Source organism: Citrobacter sp. wls826, assembly GCF_005281245.1.
Lineage (GTDB): Bacteria > Pseudomonadota > Gammaproteobacteria > Enterobacterales > Enterobacteriaceae > Citrobacter > Citrobacter braakii.
Genome location: NZ_SZWS01000018.1, coordinates 127,129 through 145,046 on the forward strand (window position 1 = coordinate 127,129; position 17,918 = coordinate 145,046).

At 53.9% G+C, this 17,918-nt stretch carries 17 protein-coding genes; 12 read left to right on the forward strand and 5 right to left on the reverse strand.

Annotated features, from left to right (window positions below; genetic code table 11):
• Window positions 1–24 precede the first annotated feature (24 nt).
• Both psiF and adrA read left to right on the forward strand, forming a co-directional pair.
• Window positions 25–345: a phosphate starvation-inducible protein PsiF gene (gene psiF / locus FDW87_RS03275; protein WP_003830956.1), complete on the forward strand. Its 321-nt coding sequence runs from the start codon at window positions 25–27 to the stop codon at window positions 343–345.
• 91 nt (window positions 346–436) lie between these two features.
• Window positions 437–1,552, forward strand: coding sequence for a diguanylate cyclase AdrA (adrA, locus tag FDW87_RS03280; protein ID WP_088583121.1), 1,116 nt, complete (start codon window positions 437–439; stop codon window positions 1,550–1,552).
• 17 nt (window positions 1,553–1,569) lie between these two features.
• On the opposite strand, the gene proC is transcribed toward adrA, so the two are convergent.
• The gene (proC, locus tag FDW87_RS03285; RefSeq protein ID WP_016152005.1) at window positions 1,570–2,379 is read right to left on the reverse strand and encodes a pyrroline-5-carboxylate reductase; all 810 of its coding nucleotides are present in this window, start codon (window positions 2,377–2,379) and stop codon (window positions 1,570–1,572) included.
• Window positions 2,380–2,527: 148 nt separating this feature from the next.
• On the opposite strand from proC, the gene FDW87_RS03290 reads away from it, so the two are divergent.
• The 5 genes from FDW87_RS03290 (at window position 2,528) to ppnP (ending at window position 5,213) form a co-directional block, all read left to right on the forward strand.
• Window positions 2,528–2,983: a YaiI/YqxD family protein gene (locus FDW87_RS03290; protein ID WP_016155837.1), complete on the forward strand. Its 456-nt coding sequence runs from the start codon at window positions 2,528–2,530 to the stop codon at window positions 2,981–2,983.
• Window positions 2,984–3,168: 185 nt separating this feature from the next.
• Window positions 3,169–3,714: a shikimate kinase AroL gene (gene aroL, locus FDW87_RS03295; protein WP_016155838.1), complete on the forward strand. Its 546-nt coding sequence runs from the start codon at window positions 3,169–3,171 to the stop codon at window positions 3,712–3,714.
• Between the two features lie 26 nt (window positions 3,715–3,740).
• On the forward strand, window positions 3,741–3,932 hold the full coding sequence (yaiA, locus tag FDW87_RS03300) for a protein YaiA (RefSeq protein WP_016155839.1): 192 nt from the start codon (window positions 3,741–3,743) through the stop codon (window positions 3,930–3,932).
• A gap of 247 nt (window positions 3,933–4,179) precedes the next feature.
• The gene (locus FDW87_RS03305) at window positions 4,180–4,857 is read left to right on the forward strand and encodes an AroM family protein (RefSeq protein WP_016155840.1); all 678 of its coding nucleotides are present in this window, start codon (window positions 4,180–4,182) and stop codon (window positions 4,855–4,857) included.
• Between the two features lie 71 nt (window positions 4,858–4,928).
• On the forward strand, window positions 4,929–5,213 hold the full coding sequence (ppnP, locus tag FDW87_RS03310) for a pyrimidine/purine nucleoside phosphorylase (RefSeq protein ID WP_016152010.1): 285 nt from the start codon (window positions 4,929–4,931) through the stop codon (window positions 5,211–5,213).
• Window positions 5,214–5,263: 50 nt separating this feature from the next.
• On the opposite strand, the gene rdgC is transcribed toward ppnP, so the two are convergent.
• The gene (gene rdgC, locus FDW87_RS03315) at window positions 5,264–6,175 is read right to left on the reverse strand and encodes a recombination-associated protein RdgC (protein WP_003021479.1); all 912 of its coding nucleotides are present in this window, start codon (window positions 6,173–6,175) and stop codon (window positions 5,264–5,266) included.
• A gap of 91 nt (window positions 6,176–6,266) precedes the next feature.
• Here rdgC and mak point away from each other — a divergent pair, with 91 nt between their 5' ends.
• Window positions 6,267–7,175 (forward strand): fructokinase, encoded by a 909-nt coding sequence (gene mak, locus FDW87_RS03320; RefSeq protein ID WP_047501951.1) that lies wholly within the window; start codon window positions 6,267–6,269, stop codon window positions 7,173–7,175.
• Window positions 7,176–7,202: 27 nt separating this feature from the next.
• Here the strand turns inward: mak and araJ are convergent, their stop codons facing one another.
• The 3 genes from araJ to sbcD all read right to left on the reverse strand — a co-directional run bounded on the left by araJ (window position 7,203) and on the right by sbcD (window position 12,908).
• The gene (gene araJ / locus FDW87_RS03325; protein ID WP_047416924.1) at window positions 7,203–8,375 is read right to left on the reverse strand and encodes an MFS transporter AraJ; all 1,173 of its coding nucleotides are present in this window, start codon (window positions 8,373–8,375) and stop codon (window positions 7,203–7,205) included.
• 187 nt (window positions 8,376–8,562) lie between these two features.
• A complete protein-coding gene (gene sbcC, locus FDW87_RS03330) occupies window positions 8,563–11,709 on the reverse strand; it encodes an exonuclease subunit SbcC (protein ID WP_137379458.1) in 3,147 nt (1,048 codons plus the stop codon).
• On the reverse strand, window positions 11,706–12,908 hold the full coding sequence (gene sbcD / locus FDW87_RS03335) for an exonuclease subunit SbcD (RefSeq protein WP_049282007.1): 1,203 nt from the start codon (window positions 12,906–12,908) through the stop codon (window positions 11,706–11,708). Before sbcD ends, sbcC begins: the two co-directional genes overlap by 4 nt.
• 190 nt (window positions 12,909–13,098) lie before the next feature.
• Between sbcD and phoB the strand changes: the two genes are divergently transcribed.
• From phoB to FDW87_RS03360, 4 genes are all read left to right on the forward strand, one after another.
• Window positions 13,099–13,788, forward strand: coding sequence for a phosphate response regulator transcription factor PhoB (gene phoB / locus FDW87_RS03340; protein WP_003021496.1), 690 nt, complete (start codon window positions 13,099–13,101; stop codon window positions 13,786–13,788).
• Between the two features lie 50 nt (window positions 13,789–13,838).
• Window positions 13,839–15,134 (forward strand): phosphate regulon sensor histidine kinase PhoR, encoded by a 1,296-nt coding sequence (gene phoR, locus FDW87_RS03345; protein WP_137379459.1) that lies wholly within the window; start codon window positions 13,839–13,841, stop codon window positions 15,132–15,134.
• A 405-nt stretch (window positions 15,135–15,539) separates the two neighbouring features.
• On the forward strand, window positions 15,540–16,859 hold the full coding sequence (gene brnQ, locus FDW87_RS03355) for a branched-chain amino acid transporter carrier protein BrnQ (RefSeq protein WP_016152017.1): 1,320 nt from the start codon (window positions 15,540–15,542) through the stop codon (window positions 16,857–16,859).
• A gap of 80 nt (window positions 16,860–16,939) precedes the next feature.
• Window positions 16,940–17,918, forward strand: a 979-nt coding sequence (locus FDW87_RS03360) for an amino acid permease (RefSeq protein ID WP_252362980.1), incomplete at its 3' end; no start/stop codon positions are given.

The window sequence follows — 17,918 nt, forward strand, 5'->3', positions numbered from 1 at the left end:
TGTCGTTCAGAAAAGAAGGATGCTATGAAAATTACATTATTAATGACGCTGCTTTTTGGTCTGATTTTTTTAACTACCGTCGGTGCTGCCGAGAAGACTTTAACCCCGCAACAACAGCGTATGACCACCTGCAATCAGCAGGCAACGGCGCAGACCTTAAAAGGGGATGCGCGTAAGACATATATGAGTGATTGCCTGAAAAACAGTAAATCTGCGCCGGAGGAAAAGAGCCTGACGCCGCAGCAGCAAAAAATGCGTGAATGTAACGTTAAGGCGACGGAGCAGTCTCTGAAAGGTGATGATCGTAATAAATTTATGAGCGCTTGCCTGAAGAAATCTGCGTAGCACTTACGGGTGAGCAGGTAAAATCGCTCACCCGAAATATCATACTTCCGCCACCAGACCCCTTCCTATAATTTGGGAAATTTGTTTCAGAATATTCCCAAATACAATGAATGATGAAAACTTTTATCAAAAGAAGGTCGTCCCGAATGAAGCATTTTTATCGCTTCATCAAAATGACCACCAACGTTCCGGTCTGCGATTCGCCCGACGAATCAGGCTGCCGCGAGCGGTGGGATTGGGGGGAATGTTTTTCCCTATCGCGTCGGTATTAGTTGCTCAGCCCATTACCGGGGGCTGGTGGCTATTACTGGTGGGATGGGCGTTTGTCTGGCCGCATTTGGCCTGGCAGTTGGCCAGCAAAGCCGACGATCCTCTGCATAGCGAATTTACCAACTTAAAAGCCGATGCCATTCTTGCCGGTATGTGGATAGGGATTATGGGCGTAAACCTGTTGCCATCCACGGCGCTGCTGATGATTATCTGCATCAACCTGATGGGCGCAGGCGGGATGCGAATATTCATCGCAGGCGCCGTTTTGATGATGGTTTCATGCCTGGTGACGTTACAGTTAACCGATATCTCCGTCGCTTTTAGCAGTACTCAACTTAGCGTGCTATTGACGCTGCCGGTGTTGGTGATTTATCCGCTGCTGTTTGCTTGGGTCAGCTACCAGACGGTCATCAAGCTGGCGGAACATAAACGCCGTTTACAGGTGATGAGTACGCGAGATGGCATGACTGGGGTGTACAACCGCCGCCATTGGGAACTGTTACTGCGTAATGAATTTGATAATTGCCGCCGCTACCAGCGTGACGCCACGTTACTGATTATCGATATCGACCATTTTAAGAGCATTAATGATACCTGGGGTCATGACGTTGGGGATCAGGCGATTGTCGCGCTGACCCGCCAGTTGCAGATGACCTTACGCGGTAGCGACGTGATCGGGCGCTTTGGCGGTGATGAGTTTGCGGTGATTATGTGCGGCACGCCGGCAACCAGCGCGATTGCGGCGATGTCTCGCGTTCACGAACGACTTGGCCAACTGCGTTTATCCTGCGCGCCGCAGGTTGCTCTGCGGATCAGCGTGGGCGTTGCGCCGCTGACCGCAGAAACCGAGCATTATCGAGAATGGTTAAAGTCGGCGGATATGGCACTCTACAAAGCAAAGAATTCCGGACGTAACCGCACTGAGGCGGCGGCCTGACGTCCGGCGGTGTTAACTCAGGAGCGGCTGAGTTTTTCCGACTGCTCCATGCACTTAATCATCGCTTCAATCACTGATGAACGAAAACCTCGTTCTTCCAGGACGCGTACCGCTTCAATGGTGGTTCCACCAGGCGAGCACACCATATCCTTCAGTTCTCCGGGATGTTTACCCGTATCCAGCACCATCTTCGCCGAACCCATTACTGCCTGCGCCGCGAATTTATAAGCTTGCGCGCGAGGCATGCCACCCTGCACGGCGGCGTCCGCCATCGCTTCAATAAACATAAACACATAAGCTGGGGCTGAACCACTGACGCCAACGACCGGATGAATCATTGCCTCCGCAATGACTTCCGCTTCGCCAAAGCAGCGGAAGATATTCAGCACGTCGGCGGTGTCTTCTGGCGTGACTAAGGCGTTCGGTGTGACGGAAGTCATTCCGGCATTCACCAGTGACGGCGTGTTTGGCATCGCGCGAATGATTTTACGGTCATGGCCTAGCGCGCGGGCGAGCTGATCGAGGGTGACGCCAGCGGCAATCGAGACGACCAGGGAGTCTTTGTTCAGGCTGGAGGTAATTTCGCTCAGCACTTTAATCATGATGCCTGGTTTTACGGCCCCAAAAACAATGTCAGCGATTTGCGCGACCTCTTGCGCAGACTGCGCCGCATTAATACCGTACTGGTCGTGCAATGCAGCGACTTTATCGGGGGAAGGGGTGTAGACCCAGATTTGTCCGGGGAGAACCTGGCCGCTGGCGATCATGCCGCCAAGTATCGCTTTGCCCATATTACCGCAGCCGATAAAACCGATTTTCTTGTCCATTTTGTCACTCCCTATGCGTGATATTCATTGTTTTACCTGGGAAAGCTAAGCTTAGCGCGGATTGAATACGTGCAGAAGGATAAACAGCACTTTGCCTGCAAGTAAAAGCACGCGACAATGTGCAACTGCACATCAGTGGGGAGAAATTATGACAATATGGGTGGATGCCGATGCGTGTCCGAATGTGATTAAAGATATTTTGTACCGCGCTTCTGAGCGCATGCAGATGCCGCTTATTTTGGTAGCAAACCAGAGTTTGCGCGTCCCGTCTTCGCGGTTTATCCGCACATTACGTGTTCCCGCCGGGTTTGACGTGGCGGATAACGAGATTGTGCGCCAGTGTAGTGCCGGTGATTTAGTGATAACAGCGGATATCCCGCTGGCGGCAGAAGTCATTGAAAAAGGTGCGGCGGCGCTTAATCCGCGCGGTGAACGTTATACCGAAGCCACGATCCGTGAGCGTCTGATGATGCGTGATTTTATGGATACGCTACGCGCCAGCGGTATTCAGACCGGCGGGCCGGACAGCCTTTCACCACGAGACAGGCAGCATTTTGCTGCTGAGCTTGATAAGTGGTGGCTGGAAGTACAGCGCAGAAAATAAAACGTGTAATTTATTATTTACACTTTATTCATGGTGAATTCTTGTTATAGTAGGGATTAATAGGTATCGCTACCCTGTATGTAATTTTTTCTTTACGTTTTGGCGATGTACTAGTTTGGTGATATGATTATATCTTTAACCGCATCAGATCCCGCTCGCTCGCGGCTCCCTGGGGAATTTCTGTAATGACGCAACCTCTTTATCTTGTCGGCCCCCGGGGGTGTGGTAAGACAACTACCGGTATGGCGCTGGCGAAGGCTATCGATTTCCAGTTTGTCGATACCGATCGCTGGTTGCAATCGCACGTGCAGATGACCGTGGCGGAGATCGTCGAAAGGGAAGGATGGGAAGGGTTTCGTGCCCAGGAGACGAGCGCTCTGCAGGCCGTCACAGCCCCGGCAACGGTTGTTGCGACCGGCGGCGGTATCATTCTTACCGAATTTAATCGTCATTACATGCGCAGCCACGGTGTGGTTATCTATTTAAGCGCACCGGTATCAGTACTGGTTGATCGTCTGGAGGCCACGCCTGAAGAGGGATTGCGCCCAACCTTAACCGGTAAGCCGTTGACTGAAGAGGTGCAGGAAGTGCTCGCCCAGCGCGATGTTCTGTACCGTGAAGCTGCGCACTACATCGTTGATGCCACCCATAAACCTGCGCAGGTGGTGGAAGACATTCTTGAGATACTGGCGCAGGCAGCGCCACGGTTACAGGGCGGTGTCTATACTTAATGTTCATCCAGTGAAAAGGAAGAACTATGCCGACAAAACCACCTTACCCACGTCAAGCGAACATTGTTACGGTTGAAAAGGGGACGCCAGGCCAGACGGTAACCTGGTATCAACTTCGAGCCGATCACCCTAAACCGAATACGTTGATCAGTGAGCATCCTTCTGCGCAGGAAGCCATGGATGCCAAAAAACGCTACGAAGACCCCGATAAAACCTGATATTAAGCACCGTCCTGGCACGAGTCTGAAAAGTGCCACGACGGGCGTTTATCACATTTTCTTAAATTTCGCCGTATACCGTTAAAATTGAAAATTAAGCAATAACAATCCAGTACCGGAATGATTTGGAATCTTTACACAATACACCGCCGATCAGCTGCTACGCTTTTGAGCATTTGTAGCGCAGGTCAGCGCCCGGCACTTGCCCGGGATTTCACAGCAAAGTAAGAAGATGGTGGAGCAACAAATGAGTGCGTCGTTGGCTATCCTCACGATTGGCGTGGTGCCGATGTGTGAGGTGTTACCGCTCCTGACGGAATATATCGATGAACAGCACATTACTCACCACAGTCTGCTTGGACAGATGCGGCGAGAAGATGTGATGGCTGAGTATGGCGTTTCGCCCGGTGACGAGCCTTTATTAACGCTGCTCAGCGACCACCAACTTGCGCATGTCTCACGCCAGAAGGTTGAGCGCTCGCTGCAAAGTATCGTGGAGGTGCTGGATAACCAGGGCTTTGACGTGATCCTGCTGATGAGTACCGCCTCAATCGCTCGCCTGACCGCCCGCAATAGCATTCTGCTGGAGCCGTTACGTATTATCCCCCCGCTGGTGGCCTCGATTGTCGATGGGCATCAGGTCGGGGTTATTGTCCCCGTCACCGAATTGCTCAAAGCCCAGACGCAAAAATGGCAGGTGTTACAAACTCCACCAGTGTATGCCGTGGCGAATCCGATCGAAGGTACCGAACAACAATTGATTGATGCCGGGAAAGAACTGCTGGAGCAAGGCGCGGATGTGATCATGCTGGATTGTCTGGGGTTCAATCAACGCCATCGTGATTTACTGCAAAAATCGCTGGATGTCCCGGTTCTTCTGTCTAATGTGTTGATTGCCCGACTGGCTTCGGAGCTGTTGGCGTAATTTTGCGTGACAGGTGGAACGTCAGCCCCCTATATTGGTTCTCAACTTAATCACGAGATAGGGCCAGTTGTATGCTTCAAAGTAATGAATACTTTTCCGGCAAAGTAAAATCGATCGGTTTTACCAGCAGCAGTACTGGCCGAGCCAGTGTTGGCGTGATGGCTGAAGGCGAATATACTTTTAGTACTGCGGCGCCTGAAGAGATGACTGTCGTTAGCGGCGCACTGAACGTGCTGCTGCCGGGGGAAACTGAGTGGAAGGTGTATGCCGCAGGGGACGTGTTCAACGTACCGGGCAACAGTGAGTTTCATCTGCAGGTGGCAGAGCCAACATCCTATCTTTGCCGCTATCTGTAAGCATAGAAATGACGAATGGCGACATTATGCCGCCATTCGGTAAGTACGGCTTAACGTTGCGCTTCGCCGCCTAATCCTTCCACCAGACTTTTAATCAGCGCCGCCAGTTCACCCGTCATCAGGATGAAATCGGCATCAAAACGCTGAGCATAATCTTCGCGGTCAATATCTTCGTTCTGATCGCGCAGCTCGTCGCTAAACTTCAAACGCTTAATCGAGCCGTCGTCACACATCACGAACTGAATGCGCTGCTGCCAGTCGAGGGCCAGTTTGGTGACCAGTTTGCCCGCTTCGATATGCACGGCGATTTCGTCGCAGACCAGATCCTGCTTTTTCGCGCGGATCACGCCGCCGTCTTCAAGGATCGCTTTTAGTTCAGCTTCATCCAGTAACTGGAATCCCTGTGCCGTTGTGCCGGAGCGAACCCATTCGGTCAGCGTCAGCTCAATGGGGTTTTCCATCGTCAGCGGAACGACCGGCAGCGAACCGAGACTCTTACGCAGAAGCGCCAGCGTATCTTCGGCTTTCTTCGCACTCGCGCAATCAACCATGATCAGATCGTTGACGGTATCGATCCACATCATCGTCTGGCTGAAACGGCTAAAGGCGCGCGGCAGCAATGAGTGCAGAACTTCATCTTTCAGCGAGTCTTTTTCGGTCTTCTTGAGTTTGCGACCTTGCTCAGCTTCCAGTTTGAAAATTTTGGCTTCCAGCGCCTGTTTGATAACCGGCGACGGCAGAATTTTTTCTTCTTTGCGGGCGCAGATAATAATTTGGCCATTGGCGGTATGCGTTAATGCATCGCTGTGCGATCCCATCGGCGGAACCCAGCCCATTTTTGCCATATCCTGGCTACCGCAAGGGGTGAACGTCATTGATGCCAGCTGTTTTTCCATCTCTTCGGCACGCAAAGAAACATCGCGGCTAAGACGGTAAACCATTAAATTTTTGAACCACAGCATGATAATTTCCACGGCCTTGTCGTTAAATCCAGCGGGCATGATAGCGAATTGTCGCTATGCTTGCATTGTTAATCGGGAAGAGGAGCAAACAGTGCGTATAGGTATCGATTTAGGCGGTACGAAAACGGAAGTTATCGCGCTTGGCGATGCAGGCGAACAGCTTTTTCGCCATCGCCTGCCCACGCCGCGTGATGATTATCGGCAAACGATAGAAACCATCGCCGCGCTGGTGGAGATGGCGGAAAAGGCCACCGGGCAGTCGGGAACCGTCGGGATGGGCATTCCCGGTTCAATTTCGCCCTACACCGGAGTGGTGAAGAATGCCAACTCGACCTGGCTTAACGGGCAACCTTTTGACAAAGACCTGAGTACGCGTTTGAATCGCGAAGTGCGGCTGGCAAATGATGCCAACTGCCTGGCGGTTTCTGAAGCCGTTGATGGTGCAGCGGCGGGGGCGCAAACCGTGTTTGCGGTGATTATCGGTACAGGATGTGGCGCTGGAGTGGCGCTGAACGGCCGGGCGCACACTGGCGGCAACGGTACTGCGGGCGAGTGGGGGCATAATCCGCTGCCGTGGATGGACGAAGACGAACTGCGTTATCGGCAGGAAGTGCCCTGCTATTGCGGCAAGCAAGGCTGTATTGAAACCTTCATTTCCGGAACCGGTTTTGCCACCGACTACCAGCGTCTGAGCGGTAAGCCGCTCAAGGGCAGTGAAATTATCAGTCTTGTTAATGCCCGGGATACCCTGGCGGAACAGGCGTTGAGTCGGTACGAGCTGCGTCTGGCGAAATCACTGGCACATGTGGTGAATATTCTCGATCCGGATGTAATCGTGCTGGGCGGTGGAATGAGCAATGTCGATCGACTGTATCAAAACGTGCCAACGTTGATTAAACAGTTTGTTTTTGGCGGTGAGTGCGAAACGCCTCTACGCAAGGCGCTGCACGGTGACTCCAGCGGCGTGCGCGGCGCGGCCTGGTTGTGGCCGCAGGAGTAATGTTCGCGTTGCCGGGTAGCGCAGAGGCTATCCGGCAGCGGGAGTCATCCGGGATACGCTGCGCTTCAGGCGACCGTAGAGCAGCAGCGACGACATTGCAGAAAACGACAGCAGCGCCGCCGGCAACGTCACGTAGTTGTAGGCAAAGCCCAGCGTCAGCATCATACCACCGCACCAGGCGCCAATTGCGCTGCCGAGATTAAAGGCAATTTGCCCTCCTGCCGCACCCAGCAGCTCACCCCCTTTAGCATTTTGCAGCAGCAAAATTTGCAGCGGCGCCGACAGGGCAAACAGGCCCGCGCAGCAAATAAAGGCGAAGATCAGCGACGCGGCTTTGATCCCGCCAAAGGCAAAGAGCAGCAGCAGAGCCAGCACAATTACAAAGTCGGTTATTACCGCAATACGCAGCGGCGTATAGCGGCCAGAAAGGCGACCGCTCAGCAGATTTCCCAACACCATCCCCAATCCTACCAGCATCATGATGAAGGTCATCAGCGCTTCGGAAAAGCCGGAGATGAACATCATGTACGGTTTGACGTAGCTGAACCAGGCGAAAACCCCGGCGTTACCAAACATGGTGGCGGAAAAGATGAGCCACGGGGCGGGGGTTTTCAAAAAGTGAAATTGTTCGCGCAGTTTCCCTTTTGCTTCATCGCTGATGTTGGGTACCCAAAAAGTTATCGAGACCATCACGGCGATATTAAAGACGGCTATCAGCAGAAACGTGTAGCGCCAGCTAAATTCCTGGCTCAGCCAGGTGCCGATGGGAATGCCAATCAGATTAGCAACGGTCATACCCGAAACCATGCCCGCGACGGCGGCGGTGACTTTTCCCGGACGGGCCAGCTTCGACAGGATAATCGCGCCAACGCCAAAAAAAGCGCCGTGTGGAAAGCCGGAAACCAGCCTGCCCACCGCCAGCATTAAATATGAGGAGGAGAGGGTGAAGATGGCGTTGCCGATCACGCACAGCGTGACCAGAAACAGCAGAATATGCTTGAGAGAAAAGCGGTTGGAAAAGAGCGCAATAATAGGTGCGCCCAGCACCACGCCAAAAGCGTAAAACGAAATCATATGGCCAGCGGCAGGGATGGAAATTCCCACGTCCCGCGCCAGCTCGGTGAGTACACCCATGATGCCAAACTCGGCCATGCCCAGCCCAAATGTCCCCAGAGCTAAAGAGAAAATGACTTTTTTCATACCACCTGCCAACAAGAAAGACGCACGATATGCGCCATAGCGGCGAACGTTCGCCGCCAATAGAGATAGCTTGCGGATAAGCGAAGTGGAATGCCATTTCATATCCGTCTTTGTGTATTCACGATCGTGCTATGTGCCGTGCCGGATGGCGCTGGCGCATATCCGGCCTCCAGGTACTGAGCTGCTATCAGGCATCAACTGCAAACATTTTATCGAGTTTACTGTAGCCCAGTCCGTTGATTTTTTTGACCTTGATCTGCACCGGAATGCGTTCTTTCATCGCTTCAACGTGGCTGATGACACCAATGGTTTTGCCAGTGGCGTTGAGCGCATCGAGCGCATCCAGGGCGGTATCCAGCGTTTCGCTGTCCAACGTGCCGAAACCTTCGTCGAGGAACAGGGAGTCAATTCGCGTTTTGTGGCTGACCAGATCGGACAACGCCAGCGCCAGCGCCAGACTCACGAGGAAGCTCTCGCCGCCGGAAAGCGTACGCGTGTCACGCACGGCATCGGCCTGCCAGGTATCAACCACTTCCAGCTCCAGCGCTTCGCTGGCCTTGCGCTGCAACAGATAGCGACCGTGCAGACGGGTCAACTGGTTGTTGGCAAGCCAGACCAGATTATCCAGCGTCAGCCCCTGGGCAAACTTGCGGAATTTATCTCCCTCTTTCGAGCCGATCAGCGCGTTCAGATAGCCCCAGTCTTCGACCTGCTGTGCGACTTTCGTAATCTCGAGCATCAGCGCCTGCTGCTGCTGGCGGTTTTCTCCATCCTGCTTGAGCTGCTGGCGAATTTCGCCCTGACGAGTGGTGTTCTCCCGTAGCTGCTGGGTGAGTTGCGCCAGCGCGTCGTGAAGATGTTGCACGGTGAGCGTGAGATCCACCCCGGTTGGTCGCTGTTGTTGATGAGTCGCCAGCGCCTGCTGCGCCTGATTAAGCAGCGTTTGCGCCTGCTGTCGCTGGCCTTCCAGTGATTGCTTCAATTGTTCAAGGCGGTTAAAGGTCTCTTCATCCAGCAGGGCGGCAACAAAGGCGTCGCGATCGGCAAAGATGCTGGCCTGCAATGCGGTATCAAACTGCGCCTGAATTTCTGCAGCGCGCTGAACCTCCTGCGCCTCCTGCTGCTGTAAGGTTTGCCACTGCCCCTGTAAAGAGAGGCAATCGTCGTGCACCTGCCGCCAGTTTTCCAGCGACAGATTCTCAATGTTTTCACCAAGCGCATCGGTTTCAGGCAGCGTTTCCAGCACCGGCGCAAGCTGGGCGATTCGAGCCTGTAATTCAGTCAGTTCGTTCTGGCGCTGCTGCCACATTTGCGCTTCGTTAGCCCGCTCGCTCAGCCATGAGGCGACTTCACCCTCGGCCGGAAGGGACAGACCATGACGGGCCAGCTCGGCGGTTAACGTTGCCTGACGCTGGTCAATATGCTGCTGGAGCTGAGTAATCTGCTCTGTGTGTGCGGTGATTTGCGCCTGCAGGGTATGACGCATACTCAGTTGGTGAAGCTGCTGCTCGTGCTCTTCCTGGGCGGCAAGCCACGGGGCGATGTCATCCTGCGGTTGCAGCGTCACGTTGAGGCTGGCGGTGACGGTCTGCCACTCTTGAGTAAGTGCTTGCTCTTCCTGAGAAAGCGTTTGTACTTCGCGTTCATCGCGCTGAAGTTGCTGGGTTATCGCCTCAAGTTGACCGCGTAGCGTTGAACCCTCATCGGCCAGCGTTTTGACCTCTTTTTCCAGCGCTTCACGCCGTGTCTGATTCACACTAAGTTCGAGCGTTTGATAGCGCTCAATCGCCGGGTGCGTGGTGGAGCCGCAAAGTGGGCAAGGCATGCCGGATTGCAATAGTGCCCGCTGGCTTTCCAGATCTTTGATCCGGGCTTCCTGCTCGCAAATGATTCTCACATCGGCAAGCTGCTGATTTTTATCTTTATAGCGCTGACGCTTTTCTGTAAGCACCGCATTGCGCTGGGCCAGCTCCTGCTGACGCTGCGCAAGCGTGGCGCGTAGCTGCGCCAGTTGCTTTTGCTTCGGGGCGATTTGCCCATGCAGATTACTCAGACGCTGGCGTAACGGACGAAGCTGCACATGTTGCGCCAGCGCTTCCGTTACCTGTTGTGCCGAAAGGGTCAGCGTGGGAAGCGCCAGCGCATCGAGCTTGCGCGTGTCGTTCTCCCGCAACTGCTGCCACTGGCGCAGTTGGGCGCTGGCGTCGGACTGTTGGGCCAGCAGCGCTTTCCATCCTGCCAGTTCGCTACTCCACAAACGGAAGCGGTCATGTTCCTTCAACCAGTCGGTTAACGTTTGCTGTCCGGCGAGCATAGCGGCTGACTGCGTTTGTGCCTGCTGACGAATACGTCCGCGCAGCGCTAAGCTGCTTTGTAAGCGAGCATTCACTTCCTGAATCTTCTGTCGCGTACGGTCAATCGTAGCCGTTTGTTCCTGGATTCGCTCCCAGTGTGGGCGTAACGCTCTGGCTGGGAGTGCCAGACTCAGCGCCGCCAGTTGCGGCTGGGCCTCTTCCTGCGCCTGAAGTGCAGCCTGTAATGCCTGCTGGTGGCGGTTTATCTCCGCCTGTAGCTCATTTTGCCGCATGAGCCAGTTGAGGTGCTGCTGCTGGGCTTGTTGGCTGGTAAGGTATTGTTTTTCTTCGTCAGTAAGTACCTGCAAACTTTCTGTCAGGGATTGCAGCTGTTCTGGCGCTAACAGCGCAACACCGCTGGCCTGGGCCTGCAGTTTTTCCAGTTCCGTACGCGCTGATTTGTGCTTTTCAAACACCATGGCGGAGATTTGGCCGTAGATCTCAGTGCCGGTCAGCTCTTCCAGCAGCTCGGCGCGCTCTTTCGGTTTGGCATTGAGAAATGCGGCAAACTGCCCCTGAGACAGCAGCATCGAACGGGTAAAACGTCCGTAATCCAGCCCGGTAAGCTCGGCGGTCATCTCCAGCTTATCTTTGACCTTATCGGCGAGGATTTTACCGTCGGAGCAGCGGGCCAGCTCTACGCGAGGGACCTGCAGATTGCCCTCCGGCTGATTGCGTGCCCGGTTCTGGCTCCAGAATGCGCGGTAGGCTTCGCCCCGCACCTCAAACTCGACCTCGGCCAGACACTCCGCGGTGTCGCGGGTCATCAGGTCGTTTTGCGACTGTGACACGGTATTCAGGCGTGGCGTTTCGTGGTACAGCGCAAGGCAAATTGCGTCCAGCAGGGTCGTTTTCCCCGCACCCGTTGGTCCGGTGATGGCGAATAACCCGTTGCTGGCAAAAGGTTCTGCCGTAAAATCGACTTTCCATTCTCCCTTCAGGGAGTTGAGGTTTTTCAGGCGCAGGCTGAGAATTTTCATGCTTCAGCCTCCCCGGCAAGCGTTTGTAAGGTTGCGCTAAACAGCTGGTTAAGCCGCTCACGCTGCGGTTCTTCGAGTTCTTCCAGCGCCAGGCGGCGGTCAAAAACCTCTGCCACGCTCAGCTCGCTTAACGTTTCACGTCGTTCATTGGCCATAATGCGTTCGCGCTGTTCCCGACTGCGGCGCACCAGTAGCACTTCTACCGGTAAATCTTCGGTTAAGGCCTGGATCTTACGTTGCATATCATGCAGGTAGTCGTCGGTGGTGATTTCAATATCCAGCCACACCGGTGGCTCTTGCTGCACGCCGCGCCACTGCTCAAGCTGGGTAGTAATGGCGGCTAAATCGCCTTTCAGTACCGCAAGCTGCTGCGTAACCGGCACGGTGAGATTTTCAACGGCGCTGAGTTTCCCCGCGTCAAAGCTCACCAGATGTACACATTTGCTTTTGCCGCACTCGTCAAAACTGAGAGGAATCGGCGAGCCGCAGTAGCGAATATGTTCCGTGCCGCCGATAACCTGCGCCCGGTGAATATGTCCCAGCGCGATGTAGTCTGCCGGTGGGAAGTTTTGCGCCGGGAAGGCGTCCAGCGTACCGATATAAATGTCACGTACGGCGTCGCTTTTACTGGCTCCGACGGTGGTCAAATGCCCGGTCGCAATGATGGGAAGATTGTGGTCGCCGCGCAGCGTGCAGGCATCCTGATACTGCTGCTGATAATAGTCGGTGATTGCGCCCAGTAAATGCTGCTGTTTTTCTTGTCCTGTCAGCCCGGCCTGGCTGGTGATGATGTCGCGCGGACGTAAAAAAGGCACCGGACACAGGATCGCCCCCGGTGTACCGTCGCGTAGCGGCAGTATCTGCGGCCCATGGCCAGCGCTGGCAACCACCGTGGTGTTGAGAAACGCCAGGATATCGCGGGATTCATTGAGCGTGGCGACGGAGTCGTGGTTGCCTGCCAGCACCACCAGATGACAGCCGGTTTGCTGCAGATTGACGACAAAACGGTTATACAGCTCACGGGCATAGCTAGGCGGTGAGCCGGTATCGAAAATATCGCCTGCCACAATAATGGCATCCACCTGCTGGGATTGTGCCGTTTCCAGCAGCCAGTCGAGAAAGGCCTGATGCTCGGCGGCGCGGCTCTTGCTGTAGAAATTTTGGCCCAGATGCCAGTCAGACGTGTGAAGGATGCGCATAAGAGTTCCATGACGGTAAAACAATGGCGGGGATTATAACCCTTCACGAGTGGGAATATCTTGTCTCCGGGCTGTCATAATTCGCCGGGCTGCGTTAAACCTGGACTATCTTTTCATAAATCTGTCATAAAACTGACGCATAATGGCACTGTATTGATGGCAAACGATTTAATTACAAACAGGGCAAATCATGGCGAGACGTATTCTGGTCGTAGAAGATGAAGCTCCAATTCGTGAAATGGTCTGCTTCGTGCTCGAGCAAAACGGATTTCAACCCGTTGAAGCCGAAGACTATGACAGTGCTGTGAACCAACTCAATGAACCCTGGCCGGATCTCGTCCTGCTTGATTGGATGCTTCCCGGCGGCTCGGGTCTACAGTTTATTAAACATCTCAAGCGCGAAGCGATGACGCGGGATATCCCGGTGATGATGCTGACGGCGAGGGGGGAAGAGGAAGATCGCGTCCGGGGGCTGGAAACCGGCGCGGATGACTATATTACCAAGCCCTTTTCTCCCAAGGAGCTGGTGGCGCGTATTAAAGCAGTTCTGCGTCGTATTTCACCGATGGCGGTCGAAGAGGTTATAGAGATGCAGGGGCTAAGCCTTGATCCCACCTCGCATCGCGTGATGACCGGCGAGGATCCGCTGGATATGGGGCCGACCGAATTCAAACTGTTGCACTTCTTTATGACTCATCCCGAGCGTGTCTACAGTCGCGAGCAACTCCTCAATCATGTCTGGGGAACCAATGTGTACGTGGAAGACCGGACAGTGGATGTGCACATCCGCCGCTTACGTAAGGCGCTGGAGCACAGCGGACACGATCGTATGGTGCAGACGGTTCGCGGGACGGGATATCGTTTTTCAACCCGCTTCTGACTGACAAGAATCAGGGCCTGAAGGATTAGGCCGTATAGGGAGTAAGACGTTTGCTAGAACGATTGTCATGGAAAAGGTTGGTACTGGAGCTGATCCTGTGCTGCATACCGGCATTTATCCTTAGCGCTTTTTTCGGTTACCTGCCCTGGTTTTTACTGGTGTCGGTAACGGGCCTGCTTATCTGGCATTTCTGGAATTTATTACGTTTGTCCTGGTGGCTATGGGTCGACAGAAGCATGACGCCGCCGCCGGGGCGAGGCAGTTGGGAGCCGTTGCTGTACGGGCTGCATCAAATGCAACTGCGCAACAAAAAGCGCCGTCGTGAACTGGGTAATCTGATTAAACGTTTTCGCAGCGGGGCGGAATCGCTACCCGACGCGGTGGTGCTGACCACTGAAGAAGGCGGTATCTTCTGGTGTAACGGACTGGCTCAGCAGGTTCTGGGACTGCGCTGGCCGGACGATAGCGGGCAAAATATTCTTAACCTGTTGCGCTACCCGGAATTTACACAATATCTGAAAACGCGCGATTTTAGCCGACCGATCAATCTGGTACTCAATACCGGACGGCATCTGGAAATTCGCGTGATGCCCTATACCGATAAGCAACTGCTGATGGTGGCGCGCGACGTTACCCAGATGCATCAACTGGAAGGTTCACGACGTAACTTTTTCGCCAACGCCAGCCATGAACTGCGTACGCCTCTGACGGTGTTACAAGGGTACCTGGAAATGATGCAGGAGCATCCGCTGGAAGGGACGACGCGTGAAAAAGCGCTGCATACCATGCGCGAACAAACGTATCGCATGGAAGGGCTGGTGAAACAACTGCTGACGCTGTCAAAAATTGAGGCTGCGCCGACGCTACTGCTGAATGAGAAGGTCGATGTGCCCATGATGCTGCGCGTGCTCGAACACGAAGCGCAAACGCTGAGCCAGCAAAAACATACGTTTACCTTTGATGTTGATAACAGCCTGAACGTGCGGGGTAACGAGGAGCAGTTGCGTAGCGCTATCTCGAATCTCGTCTACAACGCGGTGAACCATACGCCAGCGGGAACGCACATTACCGTACGCTGGCAGCATGTGGCGTCGGGGGCGGAGTTTTGCGTGGAAGACAACGGTCCAGGCATTGCCGCCGAGCATATTCCACGCTTAACCGAACGTTTTTATCGTGTGGATAAGGCGCGATCGCGGCAAACGGGCGGCAGCGGACTTGGTCTGGCCATCGTTAAGCATGCGCTGCATCATCACGACAGTCGCTTGAATATCGAAAGCGAACCAGGCGTTGGGACGCGATTTAGTTTCGTGATCCCGGAACGTTTAATTGCCAAAATTAACGGTTAAGGCGCATTCGTAAGATAATCTTTCCAAAAGCCAGCGCAAGCTGGCTTTTTCTATGCGGTCAATATAACCATCCTGAATTTTACGACGTTTGGTTGTTTTTTGTTCGAACTATTACCCATACCTTTTTCCATGAAATGGTGTTTTGTGCTAACCACATTTTTCATATCGCTATATTGTTCTGGTTTTTGGATCCCACCTTGCTTTAAAACGTTATAAGCGTTTAAATTGCGCTCCAGGTGCTGTCATACCGACTGCATTTACGCGGTAAATCGAAAAACTATTCTTCGCCGCGCCAGTCTGGGAGTGTTTCCCGCTGGAATTGAGCAAAAATGCCGCTGTATTGTCCCCCAGGGAAAGGCAAAAATTTATTATTTTCAACACCACATCCACAGGCAGTAAGACTTTATGACCCATCAGTTAAAATCGCGCGATATTATCGCTTTGGGATTTATGACATTTGCACTGTTCGTTGGTGCAGGTAACATCATCTTCCCCCCAATGGTTGGTTTGCAGGCAGGTGAACACGTCTGGACTGCGGCTTTTGGCTTTTTGATTACCGCCGTTGGCCTGCCGGTACTTACCGTTGTCGCGCTGGCGAAAGTCGGTGGTGGTGTGGACCGACTGAGCACGCCTATCGGTAAAGTCGCTGGTTTGCTGCTGGCGACCGTGTGCTATCTGGCTGTTGGACCGTTATTTGCTACGCCGCGTACCGCAACGGTCTCTTTCGAAGTCGGGATTGCTCCGCTGACCGGTGACTCCGCGCTGCCACTGCTTATCTACAGCGTGGTCTATTTCGCGATTGTAATTCTGGTTTCGCTGTATCCGGGCAAACTGCTGGATACGGTTGGTAATTTCCTGGCTCCGCTGAAAATCCTGGCGCTGGTGGTCCTGTCTGTCGCCGCAATCGTCTGGCCAGCAGGCCCGATCAGCAATGCGATGGAAGCCTATCAAACTGCTGCGTTTTCTAATGGCTTCGTGAACGGGTATCTGACCATGGATACGCTGGGCGCGATGGTATTTGGTATTGTTATCGTCAACGCCGCTCGCTCGCGTGGCGTTACTGAAGCGCGTCTGCTGACCCGTTATACCGTTTGGGCGGGTTTGATGGCGGGTGTGGGCTTAACGCTGTTGTATCTCGCGCTGTTCCGTCTGGGTTCAGATAGCGCAATTCTGGTCGATCAATCTGCTAACGGCGCGGCAATTCTGCATGCGTATGTTCAGCACACCTTTGGTGGCGCAGGGAGCTTCCTGCTGGCGGCGTTGATTTTCATCGCCTGTCTGGTCACCGCTGTTGGCCTGACCTGCGCGTGCGCAGAGTTCTTTGCCCAGTACGTTCCACTGTCTTATCGTACGCTGGTATTTATCCTCGGCGGCTTCTCGATGGTGGTCTCTAACCTGGGTCTGAGCCATCTGATTCAGATCTCTATTCCGGTGCTGACGGCTATCTATCCGCCATGTATCGCACTGGTTGTATTAAGTTTTACCCGCTCATGGTGGCATAATTCTTCCCGCGTCATTGCACCTGCGATGTTTATCAGCCTGATTTTTGGTATCCTTGATGGCATTAAAGCTTCTGCAATTGGCGACGTGTTACCGGCCTGGACCCAGCGTTTACCGCTGGCGGAACAGGGGCTGGCGTGGTTGATGCCAACAGTCGTGATGGTGGTCCTGGCAGTTATCTGGGATCGTGCAGCGGGTCGACAAGTGACCTCCAGCGCACACTAATATCACTGACAATAAGTTTTAACCACGGGGCTATTAACATGGCCCCGTGGTTTTTTATTGTGTTAACAGGTTAGGAATCGATGGAAAGTAATAACAAGCTAAAGCGTGGGCTGAGCACCCGGCACATTCGCTTTATGGCATTAGGTTCAGCAATTGGTACCGGGCTGTTCTACGGCTCGGCCGATGCCATCAAAATGGCGGGGCCAAGCGTGTTGCTGGCCTATATTATCGGCGGCGTAGCGGCGTATATCATTATGCGCGCGCTGGGCGAAATGTCCGTTCATAACCCTGCAGCCAGCTCCTTCTCGCGCTATGCGCAGGAAAACCTCGGACCGCTGGCAGGCTACATAACCGGCTGGACCTACTGTTTTGAAATCCTGATTGTCGCCATTGCCGATGTGACTGCCTTTGGTATTTACATGGGCGTCTGGTTCCCGGCCGTACCGCACTGGATTTGGGTACTCAGCGTGGTATTGATTATCTGCGCCATCAACCTGATGAGCGTGAAGGTGTTTGGCGAGCTGGAATTTTGGTTCTCGTTCTTTAAAGTCGCCACCATTATCATCATGATTGTCGCCGGTTTTGGCATCATCATTTGGGGGATTGGTAACGGCGGACAGCCTACCGGTATCCATAATCTGTGGAGCAACGGCGGTTTCTTCAGCAACGGCTGGCTCGGCATGGTGATGTCGCTACAAATGGTGATGTTCGCCTACGGCGGGATTGAGATTATCGGGATTACCGCTGGCGAAGCCAAAGACCCGGAAAAATCTATTCCGCGGGCCATCAATTCCGTACCGATGCGTATCCTCGTGTTTTACGTGGGGACGCTGTTCGTCATCATGTCTATTTACCCGTGGAACCAGGTCGGCACTGACGGTAGCCCGTTCGTTCTGACGTTCCAGCATATGGGGATTACCTTTGCCGCCGGGATCCTCAACTTCGTAGTCCTGACCGCGTCGCTGTCGGCCATCAACTCTGACGTCTTTGGCGTGGGGCGTATGCTGCACGGTATGGCGGAGCAGGGCAGCGCGCCGAAAATGTTCGCCAAGACGTCGC